Raw genomic sequence first — 22,878 nt, forward strand, 5'->3', positions numbered from 1 at the left:
CCCTAAGATACGAAAAATTAGGGAGACGGGCAAGTCCTGACTGAGCGAAGTTTGGGCTTGCCCGATTTTTTTTGCAGACACAAAAAAGGCCATCTCAAATTATATTTCAATTTGAGACAGCCTCTTTTCACTTATCTCAGACTTATAATGTCTTTCGCGATTATCCACCGAAGTTATCATACATGATAGAAGAGCTTTCAACGCCCAGGCTATCCAGCATGTTAACCACAGCTTTTGACATCGGACCAGGACCACACATGTAGTATTCGATGTCTTCCGGAGCTTCGTGGTCTTTCAGGTAAGTGTTGTACATTACCTGATGAACAAATCCCGGAGTGTACTTCACGCCCGCTGCATCGGCTGCCGGATCCGGACGGTCGAGTGCCAAGTGGAAGTGGAAGTTCGAGAAGTCTTTTTCCAGCTGCAGGAAGTCTTGCAGGTAGAACACTTCGTTCAGCGCACGGGCACCATAGAAGTAGTGCAGTTCGCGGTCTCTTGTGTTCAACGTACGCGTCATGTGCATAATCTGTGCACGCAGCGGAGCCATACCGGCACCACCACCGACCCAGATCATTTCCTTCTTTGAGTTGAAAATCGGATGGAAGTCTCCGTAAGGACCACTCATCAGCACCTTGTCACCCGGTTTCAGGGTAAAGATGTAAGAAGAAGCGATACCCGGCATCACATCCATGAAACCGCTGCGGTCGGGTTTGAACGGTGGAGTAGCGATACGTACGGTCAGCATGAATACGTCGCCTTCAGCCGGATAGTTGGCCATAGAGTAAGCACGGATGGTTTCTTCTTCGTTTTTACACTTCAGGTTGAACAAACCGAACTTTTCCCATGCAGGCAGGTATTCCTTACCGATAAGGTCTTTATCGATATCCTTGTTGTAGTCCATTTCATATTTAGGAATCTTGATCTGTGCGTAAGAACCCGGGATGAAGTCCATGTGGGCACCCTTAGGCAACTGCACCTTGAATTCCTTGATGAAAGTAGCCACGTTCTTGTTGGAGATAACGGTACATTCGTATTCCTTTACACCCATTACAGATTCAGGCACCTTGATAGACAGGTCACCTTTCACCTTCACCTGGCAACCCAGACGCCAGTGGTCTTTCTGCTGCTTGCGGCTGAAGTGGCTCACTTCAGAAGGCAGGATTTCGCCGCCTCCTTCAATCACCTGACACTTGCACTGTCCGCAAGAACCCTTACCTCCACAGGCTGAAGGCAGGAATACGCCGTTGACGGCCAGTGTGTTCAGCAATGTAGAGCCAGACTCTACTTCCATCTCCTTATCGCCGTTGATAGTCAGTTTTACGTTGCCGGAAGCTACAAGGAAATTCTTTGCAACCAGCAGGATGACTACCAGCACCAGAATAGTCACGAGGAATACTCCAATGCTTGCTAAAATAAAATTCATATCCATTGTCTTATTCCTTTCCTATTAGATGTTCAAACCAGAGAAACACATAAATGCCATTGCCATCAGACCTACAGTGATGAAGGTGATGCCCAAGCCTTTCAGCGGAGCAGGCACGTCAGAGTAAGCCATTTTTTCACGGATAGCAGCCAGGCCGACGATGGCCAGCATCCAGCCGATACCTGAACCCAGTGCGTAAGAGACAGCATCACCGATGCCACCGATGAACTTCGGGTCGGAAGGAGTCAGGTTGATGCGCTGCTGCATGAACAGAGAGGCACCCATGATGGCGCAGTTCACGGCAATCAACGGCAGGAAGATACCCAGCGAAGCATACAGCGAAGGGCTGAAACGCTCCACAATCATTTCCACCAACTGTGTAATGGCCGCGATAACGGCAATGAAGAGGATGAAGCTCAAGAAGCTGAGGTCAATGCCCAAAATACCGTCGGCAGCCAGTACCTTCGTCTGGAGCAAATAGTTGACCGGCAAAGTCACCACCAGCACGAAAGTTACAGCAATGCCCAGACCGACAGCTGTTTTCACATTCTTCGATACCGCCAGGTATGAACACATACCCAGGAAGAACGCGAATATCATATTGTCCACAAAGATGGAGCGGACCAATAAACTGAAAAAATGTTCCATAATGTCTTTCCTTTACTTGTTATTCCTTATCTTGTAATTCAGGATGCTTCGCACGCTGGTACCATATCAGGCAAGCCACGATAATCAACGCCATCGGCGGCATCAGCATCAAGCCGTTGTTCACATAGCCGAACTCCTGGATAGCTGCATGGTTCAGGACATTGAAACCCAGCAACGTACCTGAGCCCAGAAGCTCACGGATGAAAGCCACAATGACCAGAATCTTGGCATAGCCCAGTCCGTTGCCCAGACCGTCAAGACAAGATTCCCACGGGCCGTTTGCCATCGCAAACGCTTCCAGACGTCCCATCAGGATACAGTTGGTGATAATCAGACCTACATATACTGAAAGCTGGACACTTACGTCGTAGGCAAAAGCCTTCAGCAGTTCGCTTACGATAGTCACTAACGCAGCAACGACCACCAACTGTACGATAATACGGATACGGTTCGGAATTGTCTTGCGGATTAATGAGATGACCACATTCGAGAATGCGGTGATAATGGTTACCGAAAGTCCCATCACGATGGCCGGTTCCAGTTTGGAAGTAACGGCAAGTGCCGAACAAATACCCAACACCTGTACGGTGACCGGATTGTTCATGCTAATCGGGGTGGAGAACACTTCTCTATTCTTGGCTGAAAATAAATTTCCCATATTATATTTCCCCTCCTATTATTCTTTAGCGGTTAAAAACTTGGTATAGTTTCCCATGCAGTTCTTCAGCATCTGTCCTACGGCCACTGAAGTAATCGTACCTCCGGAAATACCGTCCACCTGGAACTCAGGCTTGTCAATCTTCCCGTTCTTTACGACATCCAGTCCGATGGCATCTCCGTCCAGCACGTTCTTGTCCTTGAACTCATTCTGGAAATGTTCGGTAGCGATTTCCGCACCCAGGCCCGGAGTTTCTGATGCATGTGAGAAATAAGTGCCATACACGGTGTTCTTATCCTCGTTCAAGGCTACATAGCCCCAGATGGCACCCCACAATCCCGTACCATAAACGGGTATAACATACTTCTTCTGTCCGTCTATCTCGCAGACGAAAAGATGGGCTTCTCCCTTTTCCTTATATGCTTTCTCATATCCGGTAACGAAGCTGCCTTCGTATGGCTTCAGCGAACCGTCTTCAGCCACCAGCATGTCTTCTTTCACCACTTCGGCAAATTTGGCTTCCGCATCTTCCACTTCACGGATACCCAAAGCCGAAAGAATCTGTTTTTTCGTATCCAACTCTACATTTTTTCCTTGCAGGTCGCGCAAAGAAGAGTTGACGAAAGCCAGCAAGAATGCTACGATAACAACCATTACCGAAGCATAAATGATAGTATAAGAGTTACTATTGGTATTCATTGTATTTTCGGTTTTTATTTGTTAGACATAGCACGTTTTGCACGACGCGAAATATTGTTCTGCACTACCACATAGTCAATCAGCGGTGCAAAGATATTCATCAGCAGGATAGCCAGCATCATGCCTTCGGGATAACCCGGATTGAGCACACGGATGATGATGGCCATGGCACCGATCAGGAATCCATAAACGTATTTACCGTTCTCCGTACGTGAAGAAGTGACAGGGTCGGTCGCCATGAACACGGCACCAAAACAAAAACCACCCAGGCACAGATGTTCATACCAAGGCATGTGAGCCACTGCGGTATCCGGTCCCCATTGGTTGAACACCCAACCCATCACGGCACCACCAACGAATACTGACAGCATCGTTCTCCAGCTTGCCACGCCCGACCATAACAGGATAACGGCACCGATAGCAATGGCAATTACGCTCGTCTCGCCGATAGAGCCCGGAATCAGACCGGTCACCATATCCCACGAGAAAGCAGGGCACTCGGCAACCTTTGCCACACCTAACGGAGTAGCGGCTGTCAACCCGTCCACAGTCTTGCCCAAACCGAAAATGCTGTCACCGGACACCCATACCGTATCACCGGACATCTTGGTCGGATAAGCAAAGAACAGGAAGGCACGAGTAATCAACGCCGGATTGAAGATATTCATACCTGTACCACCGAACACTTCCTTTGCAAACACCACAGAGAAAGCAGTAGCCACGGCCAGCATCCACAACGGACACTCAACCGGCACAATCATCGGAATCAACATACCGGAAACCAGGAAACCTTCCTGAATTTCTTCCTTCTTCCACTGAGCCACGATAAATTCAATTCCCAGACCGACTACGTATGAAACAATAATCTTCGGCAGTACAGCCAAAAAACCATAACCGAACATTTCAATGAAGCTACCTTCTACATTAGTAGCATGGAAATGCTGGTAACCCACATTATACATACCGAACAGCAGGGCCGGTATCAGGGCAATCACCACGAACGACATGATACGTTTGCTATCAATCGCATCGTGGATGTGCGTACCTGTCTTCGAAGTTGTGTTCGGAACAAACAGGAATGTTTCAAATCCGTCGAACACAGAACGAAAAGCATGAAATTTGCCTCCCTCTTCAAAGTTAGGCTTTATCTTATCGAGATAATTTCTTAACGCGTTCATTTATTAATAATAGTTTTAGTTAGCATTAACACATTTCACGGCGGAGCATGTCGAGTCCGTCACGTACGATACGCTGCAATTCCATTTTTGAAGAGCAGACAAATTCACACAAGGCAAAATCTTCCGGAGCTACCTCGTAAATACCCAGTGCTTCCATACGGTCGATATCGCCCGCAATGATAGCCTTAATCAGGTATTCCGGCAAGATGTCCATCGGAAGTACATGGTCGTATTCGTTTGACATGATCATGTGACGTTCACCACCCTTCACACGGGCATCCAATACATATTCTTTCTTCTTGCCCATCATCCAGCTGAAATAAGAATGACTGGTACTGAAGTCGTTCAGACGCGGCATAATCCAACCCAGCATTTCGTGTACGTCGCTTCCTTCCGGAATCACTGTCACTTGGCTGTGGAAAGCGCCTAAATAACCGTTGGCAGTAATCTGCTTTCCAGTCAATACGTTACCGCTGATATAGCGCAAAGCCTTGTCCGTAGTTACATTGTTGGCAAATACACCTGTCAGCAGGGCACCTACTTTCAGCTTCACGTAAGCAGGTTTCAAAACTTCAGAACCGGTTACAGCTACTGTACGAGTGAGGTCTACCCGACCCGTATTGAACAGACGGCCAATGAAAATCACAGCTTGCGGATCGATTGTCCAAACCGTTTCACCTTTGTTTACTGGAGCGATATGGTTAATCTGCACACCTACATTACCAGCTGGATGAGGCCCGTCAAACACGTTGATTTCAACGTTCTTCGCCTGCGTCAAAGCTGGTGATTTCTGTTTTACACTGATGCTCAAGTAAGTCTTGGCAATCTTAGCCAAGGCATCCAATCCTGTCTGGAAGTTTGCCTCTTCCCCTGCGAGAACGAATTCAAAATCAGGAGCCAGCGGATTTGTATCGAAAGCAGATACGAAAATGGCACGAGGTGCGACAGTCGGATCAGCCACTACATCGTACGGACGCTGACGGATAAACGCGAACAAGCCAGCAGTCTGCAGCAATTCCTTTACAGCAGCTCCATCGAGCGCAGCTACGCTCTTTTTGCCGAATTCTTCGAAATCCTGTTCCGTAGCAGCCTGTACGGTAATGCTCATCACCTTACGTCTTGCCCCACGTTCCACGCTTGTTACTACGCCACTTACCGGCGAAACAAATTTCACTTCAGGATGATTCTTGTCAACAAACAAGGGTCCTCCGGCCATCACATATTCCTGTTCCTTCACGACTACCTTCGGAGTCACGCCTGTAAAATCATCGGGACACAATGCATAGAATCCCGGCTCTTTTACAGCCACCACTTCTGTAGCAGCCTTGCCTTTCAGGTTTATGTCTAAGCCTTTACGCAATTTAATTAAATTTGCCATGTTAGGTTATAAAAAATGGTTTTCTATTTTGCGTGCAAAAATAAATAAAAAAGAAAGGAAAAAAGAATATTTGCCCCTCGAATTGAAGAAATATTTCCTTATATCGAAGAGTAGGCACAAAATAAGTGTAATTAAAACGCTATTCTGTCACATGGAGAAAGCAAAATTTCCTTAATAACCCTTGTGCTGACGCAGCTGAGGGTTCATATCTACCACTTTTTCGGGAATAGGAAACACAGTAGTATACCCGTTTTCCTCGCCAGCAAGCGGAGTACGGCAGCTGTACGCCTGCGTAAAAACGCCGAAACGAATCATATCCTGACGCCTCCATCCTTCCCAGGCCAGTTCCATCATACGTTCTTTCAACAAGTTGTCGAGAGTAGCGGTTCTCTCCTCCATTCCGACTCTCCGACGTACCTGATTCAATTCTGCATCTCCGTTTTCGCCGTTGCGTACTTTAGCCTCACTCTGCATCAACAACACGTCTGCATAACGAAAAAGTACGATGTCGTTATCCAACAATTTTCCATCTTTAAGAGCCGTCGGGTCCACCTCATATTTCTTCATCCGTGCCCCAGCAGTCTTTTCCCAAGGCTGGCCTGACACGTCAAGTGCAACTTTCCAAGGCTCATAAACCAGTGGAATCACCTCATCGTCCAACATAATCGGACGCCCTGCCAGGTCTTTCACTGGTCCGGCAAAATAACAGACATCAAACCGAGCATCGACCTGAGGCGTACCGTAACCGAAGGTTTCCAACACTTCCTGTGTTGCCGATGCCCCATTTTCACCTCCCAAACCATACGCCTTGGCATGGTTATAATGCCGTGAACGAAACAGATAGATAAACTGGTTGGTATATAACGTCTTGCTCATGGGAATTACAAAAATATTTTCTTTTGAAGATTCATTGAACACCGCAAAGTTTGCCGTATAATCTTCTTCCAGTTTATAACCAGCCGCTGTAATTTTATCGCAATAATGGCATACGGCCTGCCAGGAATTCAACGAACGACCGTCCACTTCGAAGACAAGCGATTTCCCGTCCGGCCGTATTCCGTCCGTCCAGTCATCATCAGCATATACCTCTGCATTCAAAGCCAGTTTGGCCAACAGAAACCATACGACCGGACGCGTCATCCGCCCGTAGTACAAACCTGGCTGATTACTCCGTTCCTCACTCAAAAAAGGAGCAGATTCCGTCAATTCTTTTACAATGAAAGAGAAGATTTTAGAGCGTTTTTCCTGAACAATTTCTTCAGGCTTAGGATTACTGTTTTCAATAAGAGGAACTTCGCCGAAAAGATCCATGATATAATAATAAAACATGGCCCTCAAAGCCCTCACCTCAGCCTGTAAAGGAGCCACCTCTTCTGTGGGATGTGCCACCGAAAAAGCCTGTATTCGTTCCAGCGAACTGTTGCATAAAATCACTGTCCGATAGAGATACTCCCAAGTAGCATAGATTGCCTCATTGTTCACTCCCCAACGATGCAAATAGAGCCCTTGCCAGAAACCTCCGTCATACCAGTCACCTCCGCGAGTAGGCATCATGGCTTCATCCGTGGTAAACGTATTCAGATCGTACACTCCACGACCGGTCCCTTGCAACCCTTGACTGTCGGCATAACCACCCACGTAATTATACAGAGAAAGTACCCCGTTCCGTTGCAAATCCGACAAGGTAGCATAAGCAGTTCCTTCATCCATCCGGTCCTTTGGTTCCTCCTCCAAATAGGCGCTGCAAGAAGCCCCGAGAACGAGGCAGAAAGCCATAAAAACAAATCTATATATTACTTTCATAATGAGCAGATTAAAAATTAAGACTTAAACTAACGATATAGGTTCTTGATAGCGGATAGGTTCGCTTGTCATCCACCCCAAAGGTACCGTCAACCAACGTAGAATTGATGAGTGGAGTCAACCCCGAATAACCAGAAATCGTACCCAGGTTGTTGACGGTCAACGCCAGTCGTGCTCCATGCAGGAAACGCTGTTTGCGGAGCGGAATATTCCATCCCACGGTCAGATAATCAAAGTTCACATAGTCGCCATTCTCCAGCCAATAATCCGTTGCCGTCAGGTCACGGATATTCTGTGCCGGAGCCTCCGACAAGACATTGTAGTCCGGCAGACTGTTCATATTCATATACGTCAGGGCTGTTCCGTTGTATATTTTATGTCCGAATGCCCCATTTATCTGTAACGACACATCAAAACGCTTGTAACGGAAACTGATGTTCGACCCCAACAAGGTCTTCGGCGTGGCCTGTCCCGCCACATACCGGTCTTCTCCATCTTCCAGGTTCACTCCGCCCCCGTTCAAGTCGGCAATCTGGTAAGTATATCCTCCATTTCCATCCGATACGAGCCCTTCACAATGTGGCAGATAGAATACGCCCAGCGGCTGTCCCACAATCTGATAGACAATATTATTATAACCACCATGTAATCCTGCTCCATTCAAGCCAGCCAATGCCGTATATTGTGCCGCACTGATATGTTCTCCTTCATACATTCCGCTCAGCGACAACAGTTTGTTTCGTTGGAAAGTTACATTCGCATTGATATTCAATTCCATATCCTTCGTCCGCAAAGGAGTGAGTCCGATGGAAAGTTCCGTACCACTGTTCCGCATGGAGCCCAAGTTGGCCAACAGCTTGTTATAGGCAAACGGCGGCACACTCACGTCGTATTGATAGAGCATATCCCTTGTTTTAGAGCGATAATAGTTCACCGACAACAAAATACGGTTACCATAAAAAGCCATATCCACCCCTGCATTGAAAGTAGATTTCACCTCCCATTTTAGGTTGGGATTGAGGTTCTTCAAGCTTTCATAGGTCACTACGGGAGAATTGCCCACTGGTGCCACTCCGTTCGGCCGTACCAGCGCCATGGTGGTATATGAATCAATTCCTCCCTGATTACCTGCCAATCCGTAGCCGGCCCTCAGTTTCAAGTTGTCAATCCATCGAAAACACCTCATAAACCTTTCCTGTGTCACATTCCAGGCCGCAGAAACCGAAGGGAATACACCCCATTTATGCTTCCGTCCAAACTTGGAAGAAGCATCCGTACGTAAATTCGCCGTCAACACGTAACGGTCGTTGTACGTATAGTTCACACGCCCCAAGAAAGATACCAGATGCGGCTCCTCGTAATACGATCCTGTCCCCTCCCAAGGTCGAAGCGCTCCTGCCTGCAGACTATGGTACCCTAATTCATTTGATGAAAAACCAGTCGTCGTAGTATAGAACCCTTGAAAACGGTCTTTTTCCACCTCTCCCAGTGCCAACACATCCAGGAAATGGGTTCCCAACCGCTTCTGGTAAGTCAACATTGCATTGCCCAACATAGCCTCTCCCTTTCGGCTTCCCCGGTAAGCTTGCCCGTTACCCCATACTGTGGTGGGAAGAAACTGCGCATTCTCCATCGTACTATACGTGTACGAACCGAAGAGCACCAGCTTCAAGTCTTTCAACAGATGAAATGTCAGGCGGGCATGGGCACTGAAATACGAAGTCTCCTCCCGATTGTCCACATCCATCCATGCCAGCGGATTCGTTATCTGACTGGCAGTAGTAATCTGATTCCATCCCCCCGTAGCCGGATTCGGAAAGTCCGGGAACGTCGGATTAAATGCCGCTGCCGAATAGAATGTTTTCTGCAAGTCGAACAACGTGCGGTCACGTTTCATGGAGCCAAACAGTCCTAATTCACAATCAATCAGCCCATCGAGCATCTTCTGCGACATATTCATATTGGCAGTAAACAGTTTCATTCCCTCATGCTGAATCACTCCCTCGCGATTCTGAAAGCCCAGTGACACACGGTAATTGGAAGCATCCCCGCCCCCGTAAAACGCAATATTATGATTCTGCTGCAAGCCCGTCTGCTCAATGGTTTTCTGGAAATCCGTATCATAGCCCTTATCGAGAATACTCCAACCGCGTTCCGCAGCCAGACGACGATATTCCGTCCCCGACAGCATATTTAATCTACGATAGGCATACGACACGCCAAAACTGCCGTTGTAATTGACTCGTGTCTTGCCTGCCCGTCCTTTTTTGGTGACAATATTGATAACGCCGGATGCCCCACGCGAACCGTACTGGGCCGTTTCAGATGCATCCTTCAATATAGTAAAAGATTCAATGTCGGTAGGATACACCGAAGCCAGCATGGTCAAGTCACCCAGCACCCCATCCACAATAATCAACGGATCATTCCCACTGGTCAATGAGGTAGTTCCCCGTAACCGCACAGACTCCAGCGCCGCCATCCCATTGTTACTCTTCAAAATGGTAAGTCCAGACACACGGCCCTGAATTGCCTCCAGCGGATTGGTAATGAGTTCCCGATTCATCTGTTTTTCCGTAATCTGTTCCACTGAACCCGATATATTCTTCAAAATTCCACGGGCATAACCGATGGTATAAATGGAATCAGGGGGCAACTCACTTTCATTCTGTGCCTGAGCCTGAAGAGAGACTCCCCCCAGACATCCCCAAAACAGCATGCGACAAAAAGCACGGAAAACCGGCTGCATCTCATTCATAGAAAATTCATTTAAGGTTAAAAGGTCAAAAAAGGGCGTGAAGATGCTAAGCATCTCCCGCCCTCTCTATCTTGTCTTTTACAAAGAAAAGAAATTTTCGATGATAAAACAAATCTGCGGACCGATTATTCCCTGCTTGCTGATTATTTTTCTTCTGCGAACATCGGATCCCATGCCGGAAGCTGTATCGGCTTCTGCTTGAAAATGTCGAGCACCTTCTTCGGCACGTACTTCGTTTCCAACACCAGACGGAACATGTATTCGTTAAACCATTCGTCGGTCATAATCAGATGGCCCTGATAGCCGGCAGAAGGTCCCCAGCTGTTTTCCACCATCCATTTCTTCGGCTTTCCATTTTCGTCCAGATCCACGGCCATCAGTGTCATGGCATGAGCCGACATACTTGAGAAAGTCTGAATACGCTGTTTTTTGTCCATGCCGAAAGTGGTTCCTAGCAAAGAACCAAAATCATAGTTGCGAACATCCAACAGTCCACGTTTGCTGTCCATCTGAGTCACATCGCTGGAGAAGTACATCCGGGTGCTGTCTTTCAGTGAAGCAATCGCCATCTCCTTGATATCCTCCACTGGAAGGTTTACGTACGTCCAGTTCTTTCCGTCGTAGCAGTGACGGTCGTAAGCAATTTCGTAACATTTATAATATTCACGCGAAGGATCGTTCATCACCATCACATAGTTGGTCAGCAGGTTCTTGTCTCCATATTTCTCCATGAACGACATCGGTGTGTGATGCTCTGTCTCCACCACGTTTCCTTTGCTGTCCTTACGCACATAATCGAATGAAGTAGGCGGTACTCCAAGAGTCAGCACCAGCATCCGATACACCGTACCCAGCATCTCTTCCTTCCGTTTTTCAATCGTAGCCATCTTTTCACCCTTCGCTGACATATCTCTCAACTCCAGTCCGAACTCCTTCAGTTTCAGCCCGATCAAAGATGACATAGACGAAGTATGGTCACTGCTGTAAGTTTCCGGCATAGCCTCTTTGGGTACCAGCCCGTATTTCGTAACGATATCGGCTACCCCTGTAAAGGTACCTCCGTCGCTCAGCGGATGCTTGAACAGCCATTCTACCGTCTGGTCACTCATCGGCTTTCCAGCCGTTTCAATCACTCCTTGCAGGAACAGGTTAGATTTTTCCAACTGGTCCCAGAAAAAACAATATACTTGTGAAAATTCCAATCCCGGCAAATCATATTTGGCAATAGCTTTGGCGCGCATCACGTTCAACCCGGTAAACAACCAGCAACGTCCCGATGATTGTTGGTCTGCAATTCCTTTTGATTCCACCTTAATGGAAAAATCTGTATTCACTGCCTGCTGGTTCTCTTGGTTCAGTGCCAGCTGCTTGATGCTGGTACCGCCCATGGCATTACGCAAAGCCTTGTCGGCAGCCGTGTTTTGATAACTGCGCTGAATATTTTTCAGCATTTCCGGAGAGATTCCTCCGTTCTGTGCCTGCATTGTCAGCCCGAAAGCCAGCAGGCAAGCAGCCAATGTAATGTGTTTCTGTTTCATGTTTTTATGGTTTTAATGAAAACTACTCCTTATTCTTTTTTAACGGGCGTACAATCTTATAGCCAATGCAGGCCACGATAATACTCATCAGCGGACTCACGTAGTTGAAGAAACAATATGGCAAGTACACCAAAGTCGGCACACTCAATATCGTGGCCTGCGTCATGCCGCAGGTGTTCCACGGTATCAGCGGACTGGTCACAGTCACGGCATCTTCCGTAGTACGGCTCAATAGTCTTGACTCATATCCGTTCTTCTTGTAAATATCCTTAAACATATTTCCAGTGAGAATAATCGAAATATACTGGTCGGCTGTAGCCAGATTTAAAAACAGACCGGATGCCACAGTAGCCGTCACCGTTCCTGCCAACTTATGGGTCAGGTGTACAAACATACGCGTAATACTGCCCAGCATACCGCAAGCTGTCATCGCACCGCCCAGACACATGGCACAAAGAATCAGCCATACCGTATCCATCATGCCTCCCATTCCCCGGGTGGCAATCAGTTCCGTCAGTTCCGGACTGGAAGCAGGTACGGAAGTACTGCTCGACAGGGTGATTAACACTCCTTTATACAATGCTTCGGCATTACTCATCCCTTCACCGGCCACTTCCCGCAAAATATCTGCCTGAAACAACAGCATACACACCACCGCCAAGGCCGTCGACACGAACAGCGTGATGATAGACGAAACTTTCCGGGCAATCAGGATTCCCGTCACCACCGGAACCAGCAACACCCAAAGCGTAATATGGAAGCGTTCAGCCAAACCGTGAGTGAACATAGCCATCTGCGAACTATCCGTTACTTCATGCGAAAATCCAGCCACCGTAAAAATGACCAGCGCAATTAAAATGGACGGTACCGTAGTATACATCATATAACGGATATGGGTAAACAGCGGTGTGTCCGTGACGGAAGAGGCTAAAATGGTCGTATCCGACAGCGGAGACACCTTGTCACCGAAATAGGCTCCCGACACAATGGCTCCGGCAATCCAGCCTTCGTCAAACCCCTGTGCCTTCCCGATACCCATCAAAGCAATGCCGATAGTGGCAATGGTCGTCCACGAACTGCCCGTCATGACCGATACCACTGCACAAATCGCACAGCAAGACACCAGGAAGAATTTCGGATGAATAATCTGTACCCCATAGTATATCAGTGTAGGCACCACACCTCCCAACATCCAAGCAGCTGAAAGCGCACCGATAATCAGCAAAATAATCAATGCCGTACTGACTCCTGTAATGTTGTTCACGATAGCATGTTCAATGTCTTTCCAGCTCACTCCATACCAACCCATCCCGATAACCGCACACAAGGCTGTAGTCAACAACAAACAAACCTGGCTGCCTCCGCCCAGTGCATCAGCTCCCAGCAGGCGAATCGTAAAGAAAAGTAGCACTACCAAGACCAGCACCGGCAACAACGAGACCAGTGGAGAAGGAATTTTCAGTTTCTGTGTCATTTTTGTCAATCTAAGTCAAATATATCTTACACTTTAATACGGCACAAATTTCCGAATATTTTTTCAAATAACCGCATAAATTCTACTTTTATTTACATATTCAGGATATAAAACGCATAAAAATAGAAAAACTATACCGAAATCCATATAGAAACCCCACTTCCTAAAACTTAAAAACTGCTAATCCACTTACAGCACACCATTTTCTTCGCCAGTTATTTGTACTTTTGTGTATTCATTGCATTAATTAAGAATGAGCAAAGCCACGCGCATAAAACAAATCATACGTATCACGGTCATTTCCGTACTGACACTCTATTTCGGCCTGATTGCCCTGATCAGCCTCCCGACCGTACAGCACCGCATCAGTACGTATGCTGCCCGTGAACTCTCCCGGCTCACCCAGTCGGAAGTCCGTATCGGTAATGTAGATTTAGGCTTGCTCAACCGTGTGGTTATCCAGAACGTACAGATAAAAGACCGGCAAGGAAAAGACATGTTAGGCATTTCCCGCTTCTCTGTCAAACTGGATATTCCGGCCCTCTTTCAAAAGAAGATACGCATCCATAGTATACAACTTTTCGGTTTGGATGCCCGTCTGCGCCGAACCACTCCCGACGCTCCGCTCAACTGCCAGTTCCTGATTGACACGTTTGCCTCAAAAGATACGACAAAGAAAGAAAACAACCTCGACCTGCGCATCAACTCCATACTGATACGCCGAGGCCAAGTGCACTACGATGTATTGTCGGAACCTGTTACTCCCCGGAAATTCAATTTCCATCACATAGGTATCCGCGAATTGTCAGCCACTATTTCTCTTAAGACCTTCCAGAAAGATTCGCTCAACGCGCAGATTCGCCGTATGAGCTTCAACGAGCAGAGTGGATTCCGACTAAAAAGATTCATGCTGAAGGCTACTGCCAATCCGAAAGGCATTTACCTGCATGAGCTCACCTTGAACTTGCCTTCCACCAGCCTTTGCATCGACACCCTTTCAGCCAGCGGCGACGTGACCTCTCCCCATTTCCTTTCCGAGGAAGAAACCACCTACCTGGGACGCTTGCACGCATCCATCACTCCCGCTGACCTCTCCGCATTCGTCCCTGCCTTGGAACATTTTCAAGACTCTCTCCACATGGACCTGGATTTTCATGGAAGAGGACAGCAACTCCGGTGTACCCGTTTCTACCTGAGCAGCCCACAGAAAGAGTTGGAATTACATGCTGAAGGAATGATTGACCACAGTTCTCCTTCCATGCCCCCATATTTCTTTGGCAAAATCACCCAAGCCGATATCAGTGAAAAAGCATTTCCCTGGTTGTTCCATAATCTGAAAGGCAACTCCATAGCGGTTCCCGACCTTATCCAGCGGCTGGGCTTCCTCAGCTTTCAGGGAGATGTATCGGGATATCCGTCCCAGATAACCGCACATGGCACCCTTCAAAGCCGACCGGGGTTGCTTAATGCCAACATGACCATGCACACGGACACACTGACCCAACAGAGAACTTACTCCGGAAAGGTGTCTTCCACCGATTTCGAACTGGGGAAACTGCTGGCCAAAGATGAAATCGGGAAAACGTCGTTCGACCTCGAGCTCAACGGCCTGCAATACCGCAATCATCAGCCGGAATCGCATGTCAAGGGAGTCATCTCTTCACTGGTATACAATCATTATGAATACCAGCACATCACCCTAAACGGTGATTATAAACCGGGAGGCTTCAACGGACACCTGGGTCTTGACGACGAGAACGGACAAATCACCATCGACGGAAGTTTCGTCACCCGTCAGGCAGTACCCGACTTTAACCTGCGGATGAAAGTGCGCAATTTCCGCCCTCACAAACTGCATCTCACAAAAGAATATAAAGATACAGATGTGGCGCTGAACCTGACCGCCGACTTTTCCGGGCATTCCATCGACGATATCCAGGGAAAAATCAACCTCGACAGTCTCTCCGTCCGCTCAGCTGACCCGTCACAAGACTATTTTCTCCCCCGTTTCCAGATTCATGCCACTCAGCTGTCCTCGAACAGTGGAGGAAAAGAAATACGCATCGACTCTCCCTTCCTCACGGGAGTCGTGCAAGGAGAATATGCCTATCATACATTATTAAAAAGTATCGAAAGAGTTATCCAAAAGCATATTCCCTCTCTTTTCCCGGCCGAGAAGAAAACCCCGAAGAAAAAAACTCAGGAGCTGAACAACCGTTTCCGCTTCCAGTTCCGCATGGAGAATAGCGAATTCCTGGCCAAAGTGATGCACATTCCTTTTGAACTGCAGATGCCAGCCACCTTGTCCGGCTATCTCAATGACAGCCTCTCACAAATGCGAATCAACGGATCCTTGCCTCAGTTCACTTACAATGGGAAGTACTACGAATCGGGTACCCTCCTCTGCGAAACTCATGCCGACGAGCTCCAATGCCAGCTCCGTGCCGGCACCCTGATGAAAAAAGGAGCCATGTTCAACTTGTCTTTCCTCACACGTGCCAAAAATGACAAGTTGCATACCACCCTCTACTGGGGCAACAACACCTCCCAGACTTACAGTGGAAAAGTGGATGCCATCGCCTCTTTCCATCAGGACAACCTGCGCAAGACACTGCACACCCATGTGGATATCCAGCCCAGCCAGATTATTCTGAACGATACGGTCTGGCGTATCCATCCGGCCATTGTCGACATTGCCAAAGACAGCATCGAGATACACAATTTCCTCTTCGAGCATCGTGACCAGTACCTGAAAATCAATGGACGGTTAGGAAAGACAGAAGCCGACTCCTGTCTGGTGGACTTGAAGAACATCAACCTGCTCTACATTATGGACATGATTCAGTTCCATGCCGTACGTTTCGATGGAGGAATCACCGGAAAAGCCCGCCTGCTCCATGTACTCAAAGACCCCGTCATGGAAGCCCGTCTCGATGTAAAAGACTTTTCTCTGAACCAAGCCCTGTTGGGACGTGGCGACATTCTTGCCTCATGGGACCAGGAGTTGGGCGGCGTGCGCCTGAACGCCGACATTCGGCGCGACAGCACCTGTACGACCGGAGTGACAGGCTACGTATCCCCCAAACTGAAAGGACTCGACCTCCACATTCAGGCAGGAGGAACGCCGCTGTCCTTCCTGCAGCCGTTTGTGGAGAATATCTTCACCAATGTGCAAGGAGAAGCGTACGGCGACGTTCACCTGTTCGGACCTTTCGCGGAACTTGACTTGGAGGGAAATGTCAGGGCACGGATGAAGACCAAGATCAATATTCTGAACACCTCTTTCATAGCTTCGGCCGATTCCGTTCAGATTTCTTCCGGACTGTTCCGTTTCCAGGACGTCCGCCTGCAAGACTTAGAAGGCCATACCGGCGTGGTCAACGGAGAACTCCGGCATACCAAGTTGAAGAACCTGAGCTACAATTTCCGCTTCCAGACCGACCGGATGCTCGTGTACGACACCGACAGGGCCACTCCCGACTTCCCCTTCTACGGACACATCTATGCCACTGGCGATGTCCGCTTGCAGGGAGGCGATGGACAGTTGAACGTAGACGGACAGGTTCATGCCGACAACCAGACCGAATTTGTCTATGTGCTGGGCACAGCAGCCGAAGCCACCAATTCCGGCTTTGTCACCTTTGTAGACCGGACTCCCCGCCGCCAGCAAGCTGCCGTGAAAGCCGAAGTCTACCATCCGCTGAACAAACCTGACCAGAAAGACGAAGAGGATACCCCGACAGCCATTCATCTCAACCTGCAGATTGAGCCTGCCGAACGGGCCAACATGAAAATCATTATGGATCCGGTGGCCGGCGACTATATATCGGCTTACGGAACCGGTAACCTGCGTATCAATTTCTTCAACCAGGGCAATTTCCAGATATTTGGAAACTACAACATCACTGAAGGAATCTACAAGATGAGCATGCAGAATGTCATCCGTAAAGACTTTACCCTGCAACCTGGAGGCATCGTTTCCTTCAATGGTGACCCAAGAGCCGCCAACCTGAACGTGCAGGCCGTCTATACGGTCAACTCCGCCTCACTCAACGACCTGATAGCCGACGCTTCTTCTTCACGGGGAAATGTAAAGGTGAACTGTCTGCTGAATCTGACCGGCAACCTGACCTCTCCGAACCTCAGCTTCGGACTAGAACTGCCTACCGTAAGCGAAGAAGACCGTGAACTGGTACGCAGCCTCACTAGTACCGAAGAACAGATGAACACGCAGATCATCTATCTGCTGGGTGTAGGCAAATTCTACACCTACGACTATGCCAATAATACCGGCCAAACCGATGCCACCAGTTCGCTGGCTTTCAGCACCTTGTCCGGACAGCTGAACAACATGCTCTCACAGGTCATCGACAACCAGAACTGGAACGTAGGAACTAACCTCACCACCGGCGAAAAAGGGTGGAGCGACGTGGAAGCCGAAGCCATCCTGTCCGGCCGTCTGCTGAACAACCGGCTCATCATCAACGGAAACTTCGGTTATCGCGAAAACACGCTGCGCAACACCAACTTCGTGGGCGACTTCGAAGCCATTTGGCTGCTCACCAAGAACGGCGAGTTCCGTCTGCGTGGCTATAACGAAACCAACGACCGCTATTTCACCAAGTCTACCCTAACTACCCAAGGCATCGGTATCATGTACAAGAAAGACTTCATGAACTGGAAGGAACTGGTCGACTGGTTCTTGCGTCGCCGGAAATCGCGCAGCAGCAAGCAGAAAAAGGAAGACGACGAAAAATACATTCAGAAAGACGCCGATCTCCCAGCCGCCCAAAAGAAAAGAATATCCAACGATAAACAATAAACACCCAAATATGGAAAAGACATATTATCTCCCTGCCGAATGGCACCCGCAGAGCTACATACAGCTCACCTGGCCCCATGCCGATACCGACTGGGCCTACATGCTCGATGAGGTGGAAGCCTGCTTCGTCCGCCTGGCTACCGAAATAGCCAAGCGTCAACCCCTGCTGCTTGTGGCACCGGAGTTTCCGGCAGCCCTGGCCGATTTTCCCTACCGCGACCGGATTACCTTCGTGAAATGTCCCACCAACGACACCTGGGCCCGCGACCACGGATTCATCACCCTATTGGAACGACACACCGACCCGTTGCTGCTCGATTTCTGCTTCAACGGCTGGGGCATGAAGTTTGCCGCCTGCAAGGACAACCTCATCAACAGCCACCTGTTCAAGACCGGCATGCTTAACGGCGACTACATCAACTGCCGCAATTTCGTGCTGGAAGGCGGTTCCATCGAAAGTGACGGTGAGGGTACCCTGCTTACCACCTCTCCCTGCCTGCTGGCTCCCAACCGCAACGATACGCTTTCACGAAAAGACATCGAAGTTTACCTGATGGAACGCTTCAACCTGCGGCAGGTGCTCTGGCTGGACTATGGCTATCTGGCTGGTGACGACACCGACAGCCACGTGGATACGTTGGCCCGTCTCTGCCCCGACCATACCATCACCTACGTGCAGTGCCTGGACAAGAACGACGAGCACTACGGCGCCCTCCGCTCCATGGAAGACCAGCTCAAGACCTTCCGGACCCTCAACGGAGACCCTTACCGTCTGCTCCCACTGCCGATGCCCGATGCCATTTATGACGAAGACGGGCAGCGCCTCCCGGCTACCTACGCCAACTTCCTTATTATGAACGAAGCGGTACTTTACCCTACCTACGCTCAACCGGCACACGATACCCGTGCTGCCCAAGTGTTGGCCGAGGCTTTCCCTGGCCGTGAAATTGTAGGCGTGGATTGTCGTGCCCTCATCCAGCAGCACGGTTCCCTTCACTGTGTGACCATGCAATATCCTGAATCTGTAAAAAACAACATAGAATCATGAAAAGAACCATCCGTGTCGGCCTCGTGCAGCAATCCTGCACCCCCGACCTCAAACTGAATCTTGAGAAACTGCACCGTAACATTGCTTCTGTGGCACAGGCCGGTGCCCAACTGGTCGTACTTCAGGAACTTCACAATACTCCTTACTTCTGTCAGACAGAAGACACCAGCCTGTTCGATTTGGCAGAGCCCATTCCCGGCCCTTCCACCGGCTTCTACAGTGAAATAGCTGCGGCCTACCACATCGTACTGGTTACTTCTCTTTTCGAACGCCGTGCGGCCGGACTCTATCACAACACCGCCGTAGTGTTCGATGCCGACGGAAGCATTGCCGGCAAATACCGCAAGATGCACATCCCCGACGATCCTGCCTACTACGAAAAGTTCTACTTCACTCCCGGTGACTTGGGTTTCGAGCCCATCGAAACTTCCATCGGCAAATTGGGCGTACAGGTATGCTGGGACCAGTGGTACCCCGAAGGTGCCCGTATCATGGCCCTGAAAGGAGCCGAACTGCTGATTTACCCCACCGCTATCGGCTGGGAAAGCAGTGACACCCAAGAAGAGAAAATGCGCCAGCTTGGCGCTTGGGTCACCGTACAGCGCGGCCACGCCGTAGCCAACGGCCTGCCCGTCATCGCCGTGAACCGTGTAGGTCTGGAGCCCGACCCTTCCGGACAGACCAACGGCATCCAGTTCTGGGGTAACAGCTTTGTGGCCGGCCCGCAAGGCGAAATCATTGCCCAGGCCAGCAACCTGAAAGAAGAAAACATGGTAGTGGAAATCGATATGGACCGCAGTGAGAACGTACGCCGCTGGTGGCCCTTCCTGCGCGACCGCCGCATCGATGAATTCGAGCAACTCACCCGTCGCTTCATCGATTAAGTTTATCTATAACCTTAACTTTATAATAAAACAAGCGCCATAGCCTTTCAGCCGTGGCGCTTATCTTTTTATCGTCTGTCCCAGAAACTCGGTGTCAGCAGCAACAGTACCCCGAACAATTCCAGTCGCCCTATCAGCATCATAAACGACAACAACCACTTTGCCAAGTCCGGCAACGCACTCCAAGAAAAGGCAGGTCCGAAAGCTCCCAGTCCCGGTCCCACGTTACCGATACTGGATACCGAAAGACCAAACGCTTCCTCCAGTCCGATGCCCATGCACATCAACAACAACCAGCACACAAAAATGCAGATGAAATAAAACAACACGAAGGTCATTACCGTAGCAATGGTCCGCTGCGAAGCCGCCATCCGGTTTAGCTTCACCGGCAACACTGCCCGCGGATGCGTCAGGCGGTGAAACTCGTTCTTCACGTTCCGCAACACCACTAACAAGCGCACAATCTTGATACCTCCGGCCGTAGACCCTGCACAGCCTCCGGCTACCATGGCATAAATCAGCAACATCCACGTGAAAGGCGCCCACAAATTATAATCATCCGTGGCAAACCCGCACGAGGTATGGATGGAGGCCACTTGAAACAAGGACTTTCGGAAAGATTCCTCCAGTCCGTAATGATTGTACCAGTAGAGTGATCCCATAATCAACAGGGTCACCACTCCAATGGAAATAAGATACAAACGGAACTCTTCGTCCTTGAACAGATGTTTGACGCGCCCCGTCATACACATGAAATACAGCGAGAAGTTCACGCCCGAGAGTACCATAAAAATGGCAATCACATATTCTATAAAAGGTGAGTTCCAATACGCCACACTGGCCTGTTTGGTAGAATATCCTCCGGTAGCCGTCGTAGAGAATGCATGACATACCGCATCAAACAAGTCCATGCCCCCCACCAGCAGCAGCACCGTTTCTACTACCGTCAGGATAAGGTACACCGTCCACAGCCATTTGGCCATGATACTGATTTTCGGATGAATCTTGTCGTGCGTCACTCCCGTGGCCTCTGCCGAGAAAAGCACCTGGTTACCCACTCCGAAAATGGGCAGTACCGCTATTGTGAAGAACACGATACCTAATCCCCCAATCCACTGCGAAAAACTCCGCCAGAACAACATACCGTGTGAAAGCGACTCGATGTCGTCCAAAATCGTCGCCCCTGTGGTGGTAAAACCCGACATCGTTTCAAAAAAAGCGTCTGCCACCGAAGGAATACTCCCGCTGATATAAAAAGGCAACATGCCGAATCCCGTGAAAAGCAGCCACGTGAACGCCACGATGCAATACCCGTCGCGCCGGGTCACCCGGTTTTCCGCTCCTTTTCCAAGCAGCAGCAGAATACTTCCTACAGCCACATTGATGAGTGTCGTATAAATAAAATAAAGGTAGTCCGACTCTCCATAGCACAGAGACACCCCTGCGCAGACCAGAAACATGATGGCCTCCATAAAAAGCAAGACCCCTAAGATACGGAAAATCATCTTTCTGTTTATCAGGCTGTTCCCTCTGTTGGCCGTCACATTGACCGTCGTCGATATAAAATCTTCCATGTATTCTATGTGTTTACCCTGCAAACTTACATAAAATTCTGTGTTTTTCCCCTTCCCTCCTCAGGAAAAGTATACCGTTCTCTTTCCCAATATTTCCTCATAAGATTTCTCTCAGAAAAATCTTAAATCTTTTCTGTCTGAAAATCAAGCCTTTTCAGATGCTCCAAAAACGCAAGTGCGTTTCAACCCAAACACAAGTACGTTTCACCTTAAACGCAAGTGCGTTTTACTTCAAACGCAAAGGCGTTTTAGTCTAAACGCAAGTGCGTTTTTTCACCCACAGAAAAAACTTATCGCGCATGGAAGATAGAGGCTTTTTCCGTATCTTTGTACTTAAATATGTGCTGAAACCGGACCTTAGAAAGAAATGAATAAAATTCAAATAAGGGTCCTTAAAGACTGAGATGAGTGCTTACTATTAAGCTTTAAACAACAGAATGGAAACCAAGAAAGAAAAGCATTGGTACGCATTTTACGTAAGAATGCATCACGAGAAAAAGACGGCCGAGAAACTTGAAATGCTCGGAGTAACTCATTTCCTTCCCATACAGGAAGTTGTACGACAATGGAGCGACCGAAAAAAGAAAATCAAGCAGGTGGTGATTCCAATGCTGATTTTCATCTGTACGGACGAGAAAAGTCGTATCGGATTACTGCAAAATTTCCCGTCACTGACAGGCTGTCTGATAGACCCGGCCACCAAACGACCGGCCATTATTCCAGATGAAGAGATGGAACAGTTCAAGTTCATGTTGGATTATTCAGAAGAGGCTGTCCGGTTCCAAAACGAACCGCTGGCCCCTGGAGAAGAAGTTGAAGTTTTCAAAGGGCCGCTGAAAGGCTTGCAGGGAGAGTTGGTAGAGTTGGCCGGACATTCACAAGTCATGATTCGCATCGAACATTTGGGATATGCCATCGTAGAGATTCCTGTGGGATATGTCAAAAAGCTGTAACCATTCCCATACTAAAAAAGAAATGCGGAAGCCCCGTCAA

General features: G+C 48.8%; 15 protein-coding genes. 4 read left to right on the top strand and 11 right to left on the bottom strand.

Features of this window, described 5'->3' with window-relative positions:
• Positions 1-160 precede the first annotated feature (160 nt).
• The 10 genes from nqrF to H6A28_RS11940 all read right to left on the bottom strand — a co-directional run bounded on the left by nqrF (position 161) and on the right by H6A28_RS11940 (position 13,557).
• Complete coding sequence (gene nqrF / locus H6A28_RS11895; RefSeq protein ID WP_022354362.1) at positions 161-1,429, bottom strand: NADH:ubiquinone reductase (Na(+)-transporting) subunit F; 1,269 nt, start codon at positions 1,427-1,429, stop codon at positions 161-163.
• Between the two features lie 18 nt (positions 1,430-1,447).
• On the bottom strand, positions 1,448-2,071 hold the full coding sequence (nqrE, locus tag H6A28_RS11900; RefSeq protein ID WP_018711168.1) for an NADH:ubiquinone reductase (Na(+)-transporting) subunit E: 624 nt from the start codon (positions 2,069-2,071) through the stop codon (positions 1,448-1,450).
• Between the two features lie 19 nt (positions 2,072-2,090).
• Entirely contained in the window at positions 2,091-2,729 is a 639-nt protein-coding gene (locus H6A28_RS11905; protein ID WP_018711169.1) for an NADH:ubiquinone reductase (Na(+)-transporting) subunit D, read from the bottom strand.
• Between the two features lie 18 nt (positions 2,730-2,747).
• Positions 2,748-3,428 (bottom strand): NADH:ubiquinone reductase (Na(+)-transporting) subunit C, encoded by a 681-nt coding sequence (gene nqrC / locus H6A28_RS11910; protein WP_148328853.1) that lies wholly within the window; start codon positions 3,426-3,428, stop codon positions 2,748-2,750.
• Positions 3,429-3,442: 14 nt separating this feature from the next.
• Entirely contained in the window at positions 3,443-4,606 is a 1,164-nt protein-coding gene (locus H6A28_RS11915; protein ID WP_204480549.1) for an NADH:ubiquinone reductase (Na(+)-transporting) subunit B, read from the bottom strand.
• A gap of 25 nt (positions 4,607-4,631) precedes the next feature.
• On the bottom strand, positions 4,632-5,984 hold the full coding sequence (locus H6A28_RS11920) for a Na(+)-translocating NADH-quinone reductase subunit A (protein WP_204473968.1): 1,353 nt from the start codon (positions 5,982-5,984) through the stop codon (positions 4,632-4,634).
• A gap of 171 nt (positions 5,985-6,155) precedes the next feature.
• Entirely contained in the window at positions 6,156-7,787 is a 1,632-nt protein-coding gene (locus H6A28_RS11925) for a RagB/SusD family nutrient uptake outer membrane protein (RefSeq protein ID WP_204480554.1), read from the bottom strand.
• A gap of 10 nt (positions 7,788-7,797) precedes the next feature.
• The gene (locus H6A28_RS11930; protein WP_239465352.1) at positions 7,798-10,506 is read right to left on the bottom strand and encodes a SusC/RagA family TonB-linked outer membrane protein; all 2,709 of its coding nucleotides are present in this window, start codon (positions 10,504-10,506) and stop codon (positions 7,798-7,800) included.
• A gap of 182 nt (positions 10,507-10,688) precedes the next feature.
• On the bottom strand, positions 10,689-12,083 hold the full coding sequence (locus H6A28_RS11935; protein WP_204480556.1) for a C1 family peptidase: 1,395 nt from the start codon (positions 12,081-12,083) through the stop codon (positions 10,689-10,691).
• A gap of 22 nt (positions 12,084-12,105) precedes the next feature.
• The gene (locus H6A28_RS11940) at positions 12,106-13,557 is read right to left on the bottom strand and encodes a Na+/H+ antiporter NhaC family protein (RefSeq protein WP_204473977.1); all 1,452 of its coding nucleotides are present in this window, start codon (positions 13,555-13,557) and stop codon (positions 12,106-12,108) included.
• Between the two features lie 253 nt (positions 13,558-13,810).
• Between H6A28_RS11940 and H6A28_RS11945 the strand changes: the two genes are divergently transcribed.
• From H6A28_RS11945 to H6A28_RS11955, 3 genes are read left to right on the top strand one after another with little or no spacing between them, the layout of a single operon-like run.
• On the top strand, positions 13,811-18,379 hold the full coding sequence (locus tag H6A28_RS11945) for a translocation/assembly module TamB domain-containing protein (protein ID WP_204480564.1): 4,569 nt from the start codon (positions 13,811-13,813) through the stop codon (positions 18,377-18,379).
• Between the two features lie 10 nt (positions 18,380-18,389).
• On the top strand, positions 18,390-19,427 hold the full coding sequence (locus tag H6A28_RS11950) for an agmatine deiminase family protein (protein ID WP_204473987.1): 1,038 nt from the start codon (positions 18,390-18,392) through the stop codon (positions 19,425-19,427).
• The gene (locus tag H6A28_RS11955) at positions 19,424-20,311 is read left to right on the top strand and encodes a carbon-nitrogen hydrolase (RefSeq protein WP_204473989.1); all 888 of its coding nucleotides are present in this window, start codon (positions 19,424-19,426) and stop codon (positions 20,309-20,311) included. The genes H6A28_RS11950 and H6A28_RS11955 overlap by 4 nt, the downstream gene beginning before the upstream one ends.
• A gap of 68 nt (positions 20,312-20,379) precedes the next feature.
• Here the strand turns inward: H6A28_RS11955 and H6A28_RS11960 are convergent, their stop codons facing one another.
• Positions 20,380-21,885, bottom strand: coding sequence for a TrkH family potassium uptake protein (locus H6A28_RS11960; protein WP_204480566.1), 1,506 nt, complete (start codon positions 21,883-21,885; stop codon positions 20,380-20,382).
• Between the two features lie 437 nt (positions 21,886-22,322).
• Here H6A28_RS11960 and H6A28_RS11965 point away from each other — a divergent pair, with 437 nt between their 5' ends.
• The gene (locus H6A28_RS11965) at positions 22,323-22,838 is read left to right on the top strand and encodes a UpxY family transcription antiterminator (protein ID WP_204473992.1); all 516 of its coding nucleotides are present in this window, start codon (positions 22,323-22,325) and stop codon (positions 22,836-22,838) included.
• Positions 22,839-22,878 lie beyond the last annotated feature (40 nt).

Origin of the sequence: Bacteroides mediterraneensis, assembly GCF_016900355.1 — a bacterium.
Taxonomy (GTDB): domain Bacteria; phylum Bacteroidota; class Bacteroidia; order Bacteroidales; family Bacteroidaceae; genus Phocaeicola.

Excerpts from the sequence above, each read along its gene's own strand:
- nqrF (WP_022354362.1), bottom strand. The coding sequence starts at position 1,429 with ATGGATATGAATTTTATTTTAGCAAGCATTGGAGTATTCCTCGTGACT.
- nqrE (WP_018711168.1), bottom strand. The coding sequence starts at position 2,071 with ATGGAACATTTTTTCAGTTTATTGGTCCGCTCCATCTTTGTGGACAAT.
- H6A28_RS11905 (WP_018711169.1), bottom strand. The coding sequence starts at position 2,729 with ATGGGAAATTTATTTTCAGCCAAGAATAGAGAAGTGTTCTCCACCCCG.
- nqrC (WP_148328853.1), bottom strand. The coding sequence starts at position 3,428 with ATGAATACCAATAGTAACTCTTATACTATCATTTATGCTTCGGTAATG.
- H6A28_RS11915 (WP_204480549.1), bottom strand. The coding sequence starts at position 4,606 with ATGAACGCGTTAAGAAATTATCTCGATAAGATAAAGCCTAACTTTGAA.
- H6A28_RS11920 (WP_204473968.1), bottom strand. The coding sequence starts at position 5,984 with ATGGCAAATTTAATTAAATTGCGTAAAGGCTTAGACATAAACCTGAAA.
- H6A28_RS11925 (WP_204480554.1), bottom strand. The coding sequence starts at position 7,787 with ATGAAAGTAATATATAGATTTGTTTTTATGGCTTTCTGCCTCGTTCTC.
- H6A28_RS11930 (WP_239465352.1), bottom strand. The coding sequence starts at position 10,506 with ATGCTGTTTTGGGGATGTCTGGGGGGAGTCTCTCTTCAGGCTCAGGCA.
- H6A28_RS11935 (WP_204480556.1), bottom strand. The coding sequence starts at position 12,083 with ATGAAACAGAAACACATTACATTGGCTGCTTGCCTGCTGGCTTTCGGG.
- H6A28_RS11940 (WP_204473977.1), bottom strand. The coding sequence starts at position 13,557 with ATGACACAGAAACTGAAAATTCCTTCTCCACTGGTCTCGTTGTTGCCG.
- H6A28_RS11945 (WP_204480564.1), top strand. The coding sequence starts at position 13,811 with ATGAGCAAAGCCACGCGCATAAAACAAATCATACGTATCACGGTCATT.
- H6A28_RS11950 (WP_204473987.1), top strand. The coding sequence starts at position 18,390 with ATGGAAAAGACATATTATCTCCCTGCCGAATGGCACCCGCAGAGCTAC.
- H6A28_RS11955 (WP_204473989.1), top strand. The coding sequence starts at position 19,424 with ATGAAAAGAACCATCCGTGTCGGCCTCGTGCAGCAATCCTGCACCCCC.
- H6A28_RS11960 (WP_204480566.1), bottom strand. The coding sequence starts at position 21,885 with ATGGAAGATTTTATATCGACGACGGTCAATGTGACGGCCAACAGAGGG.
- H6A28_RS11965 (WP_204473992.1), top strand. The coding sequence starts at position 22,323 with ATGGAAACCAAGAAAGAAAAGCATTGGTACGCATTTTACGTAAGAATG.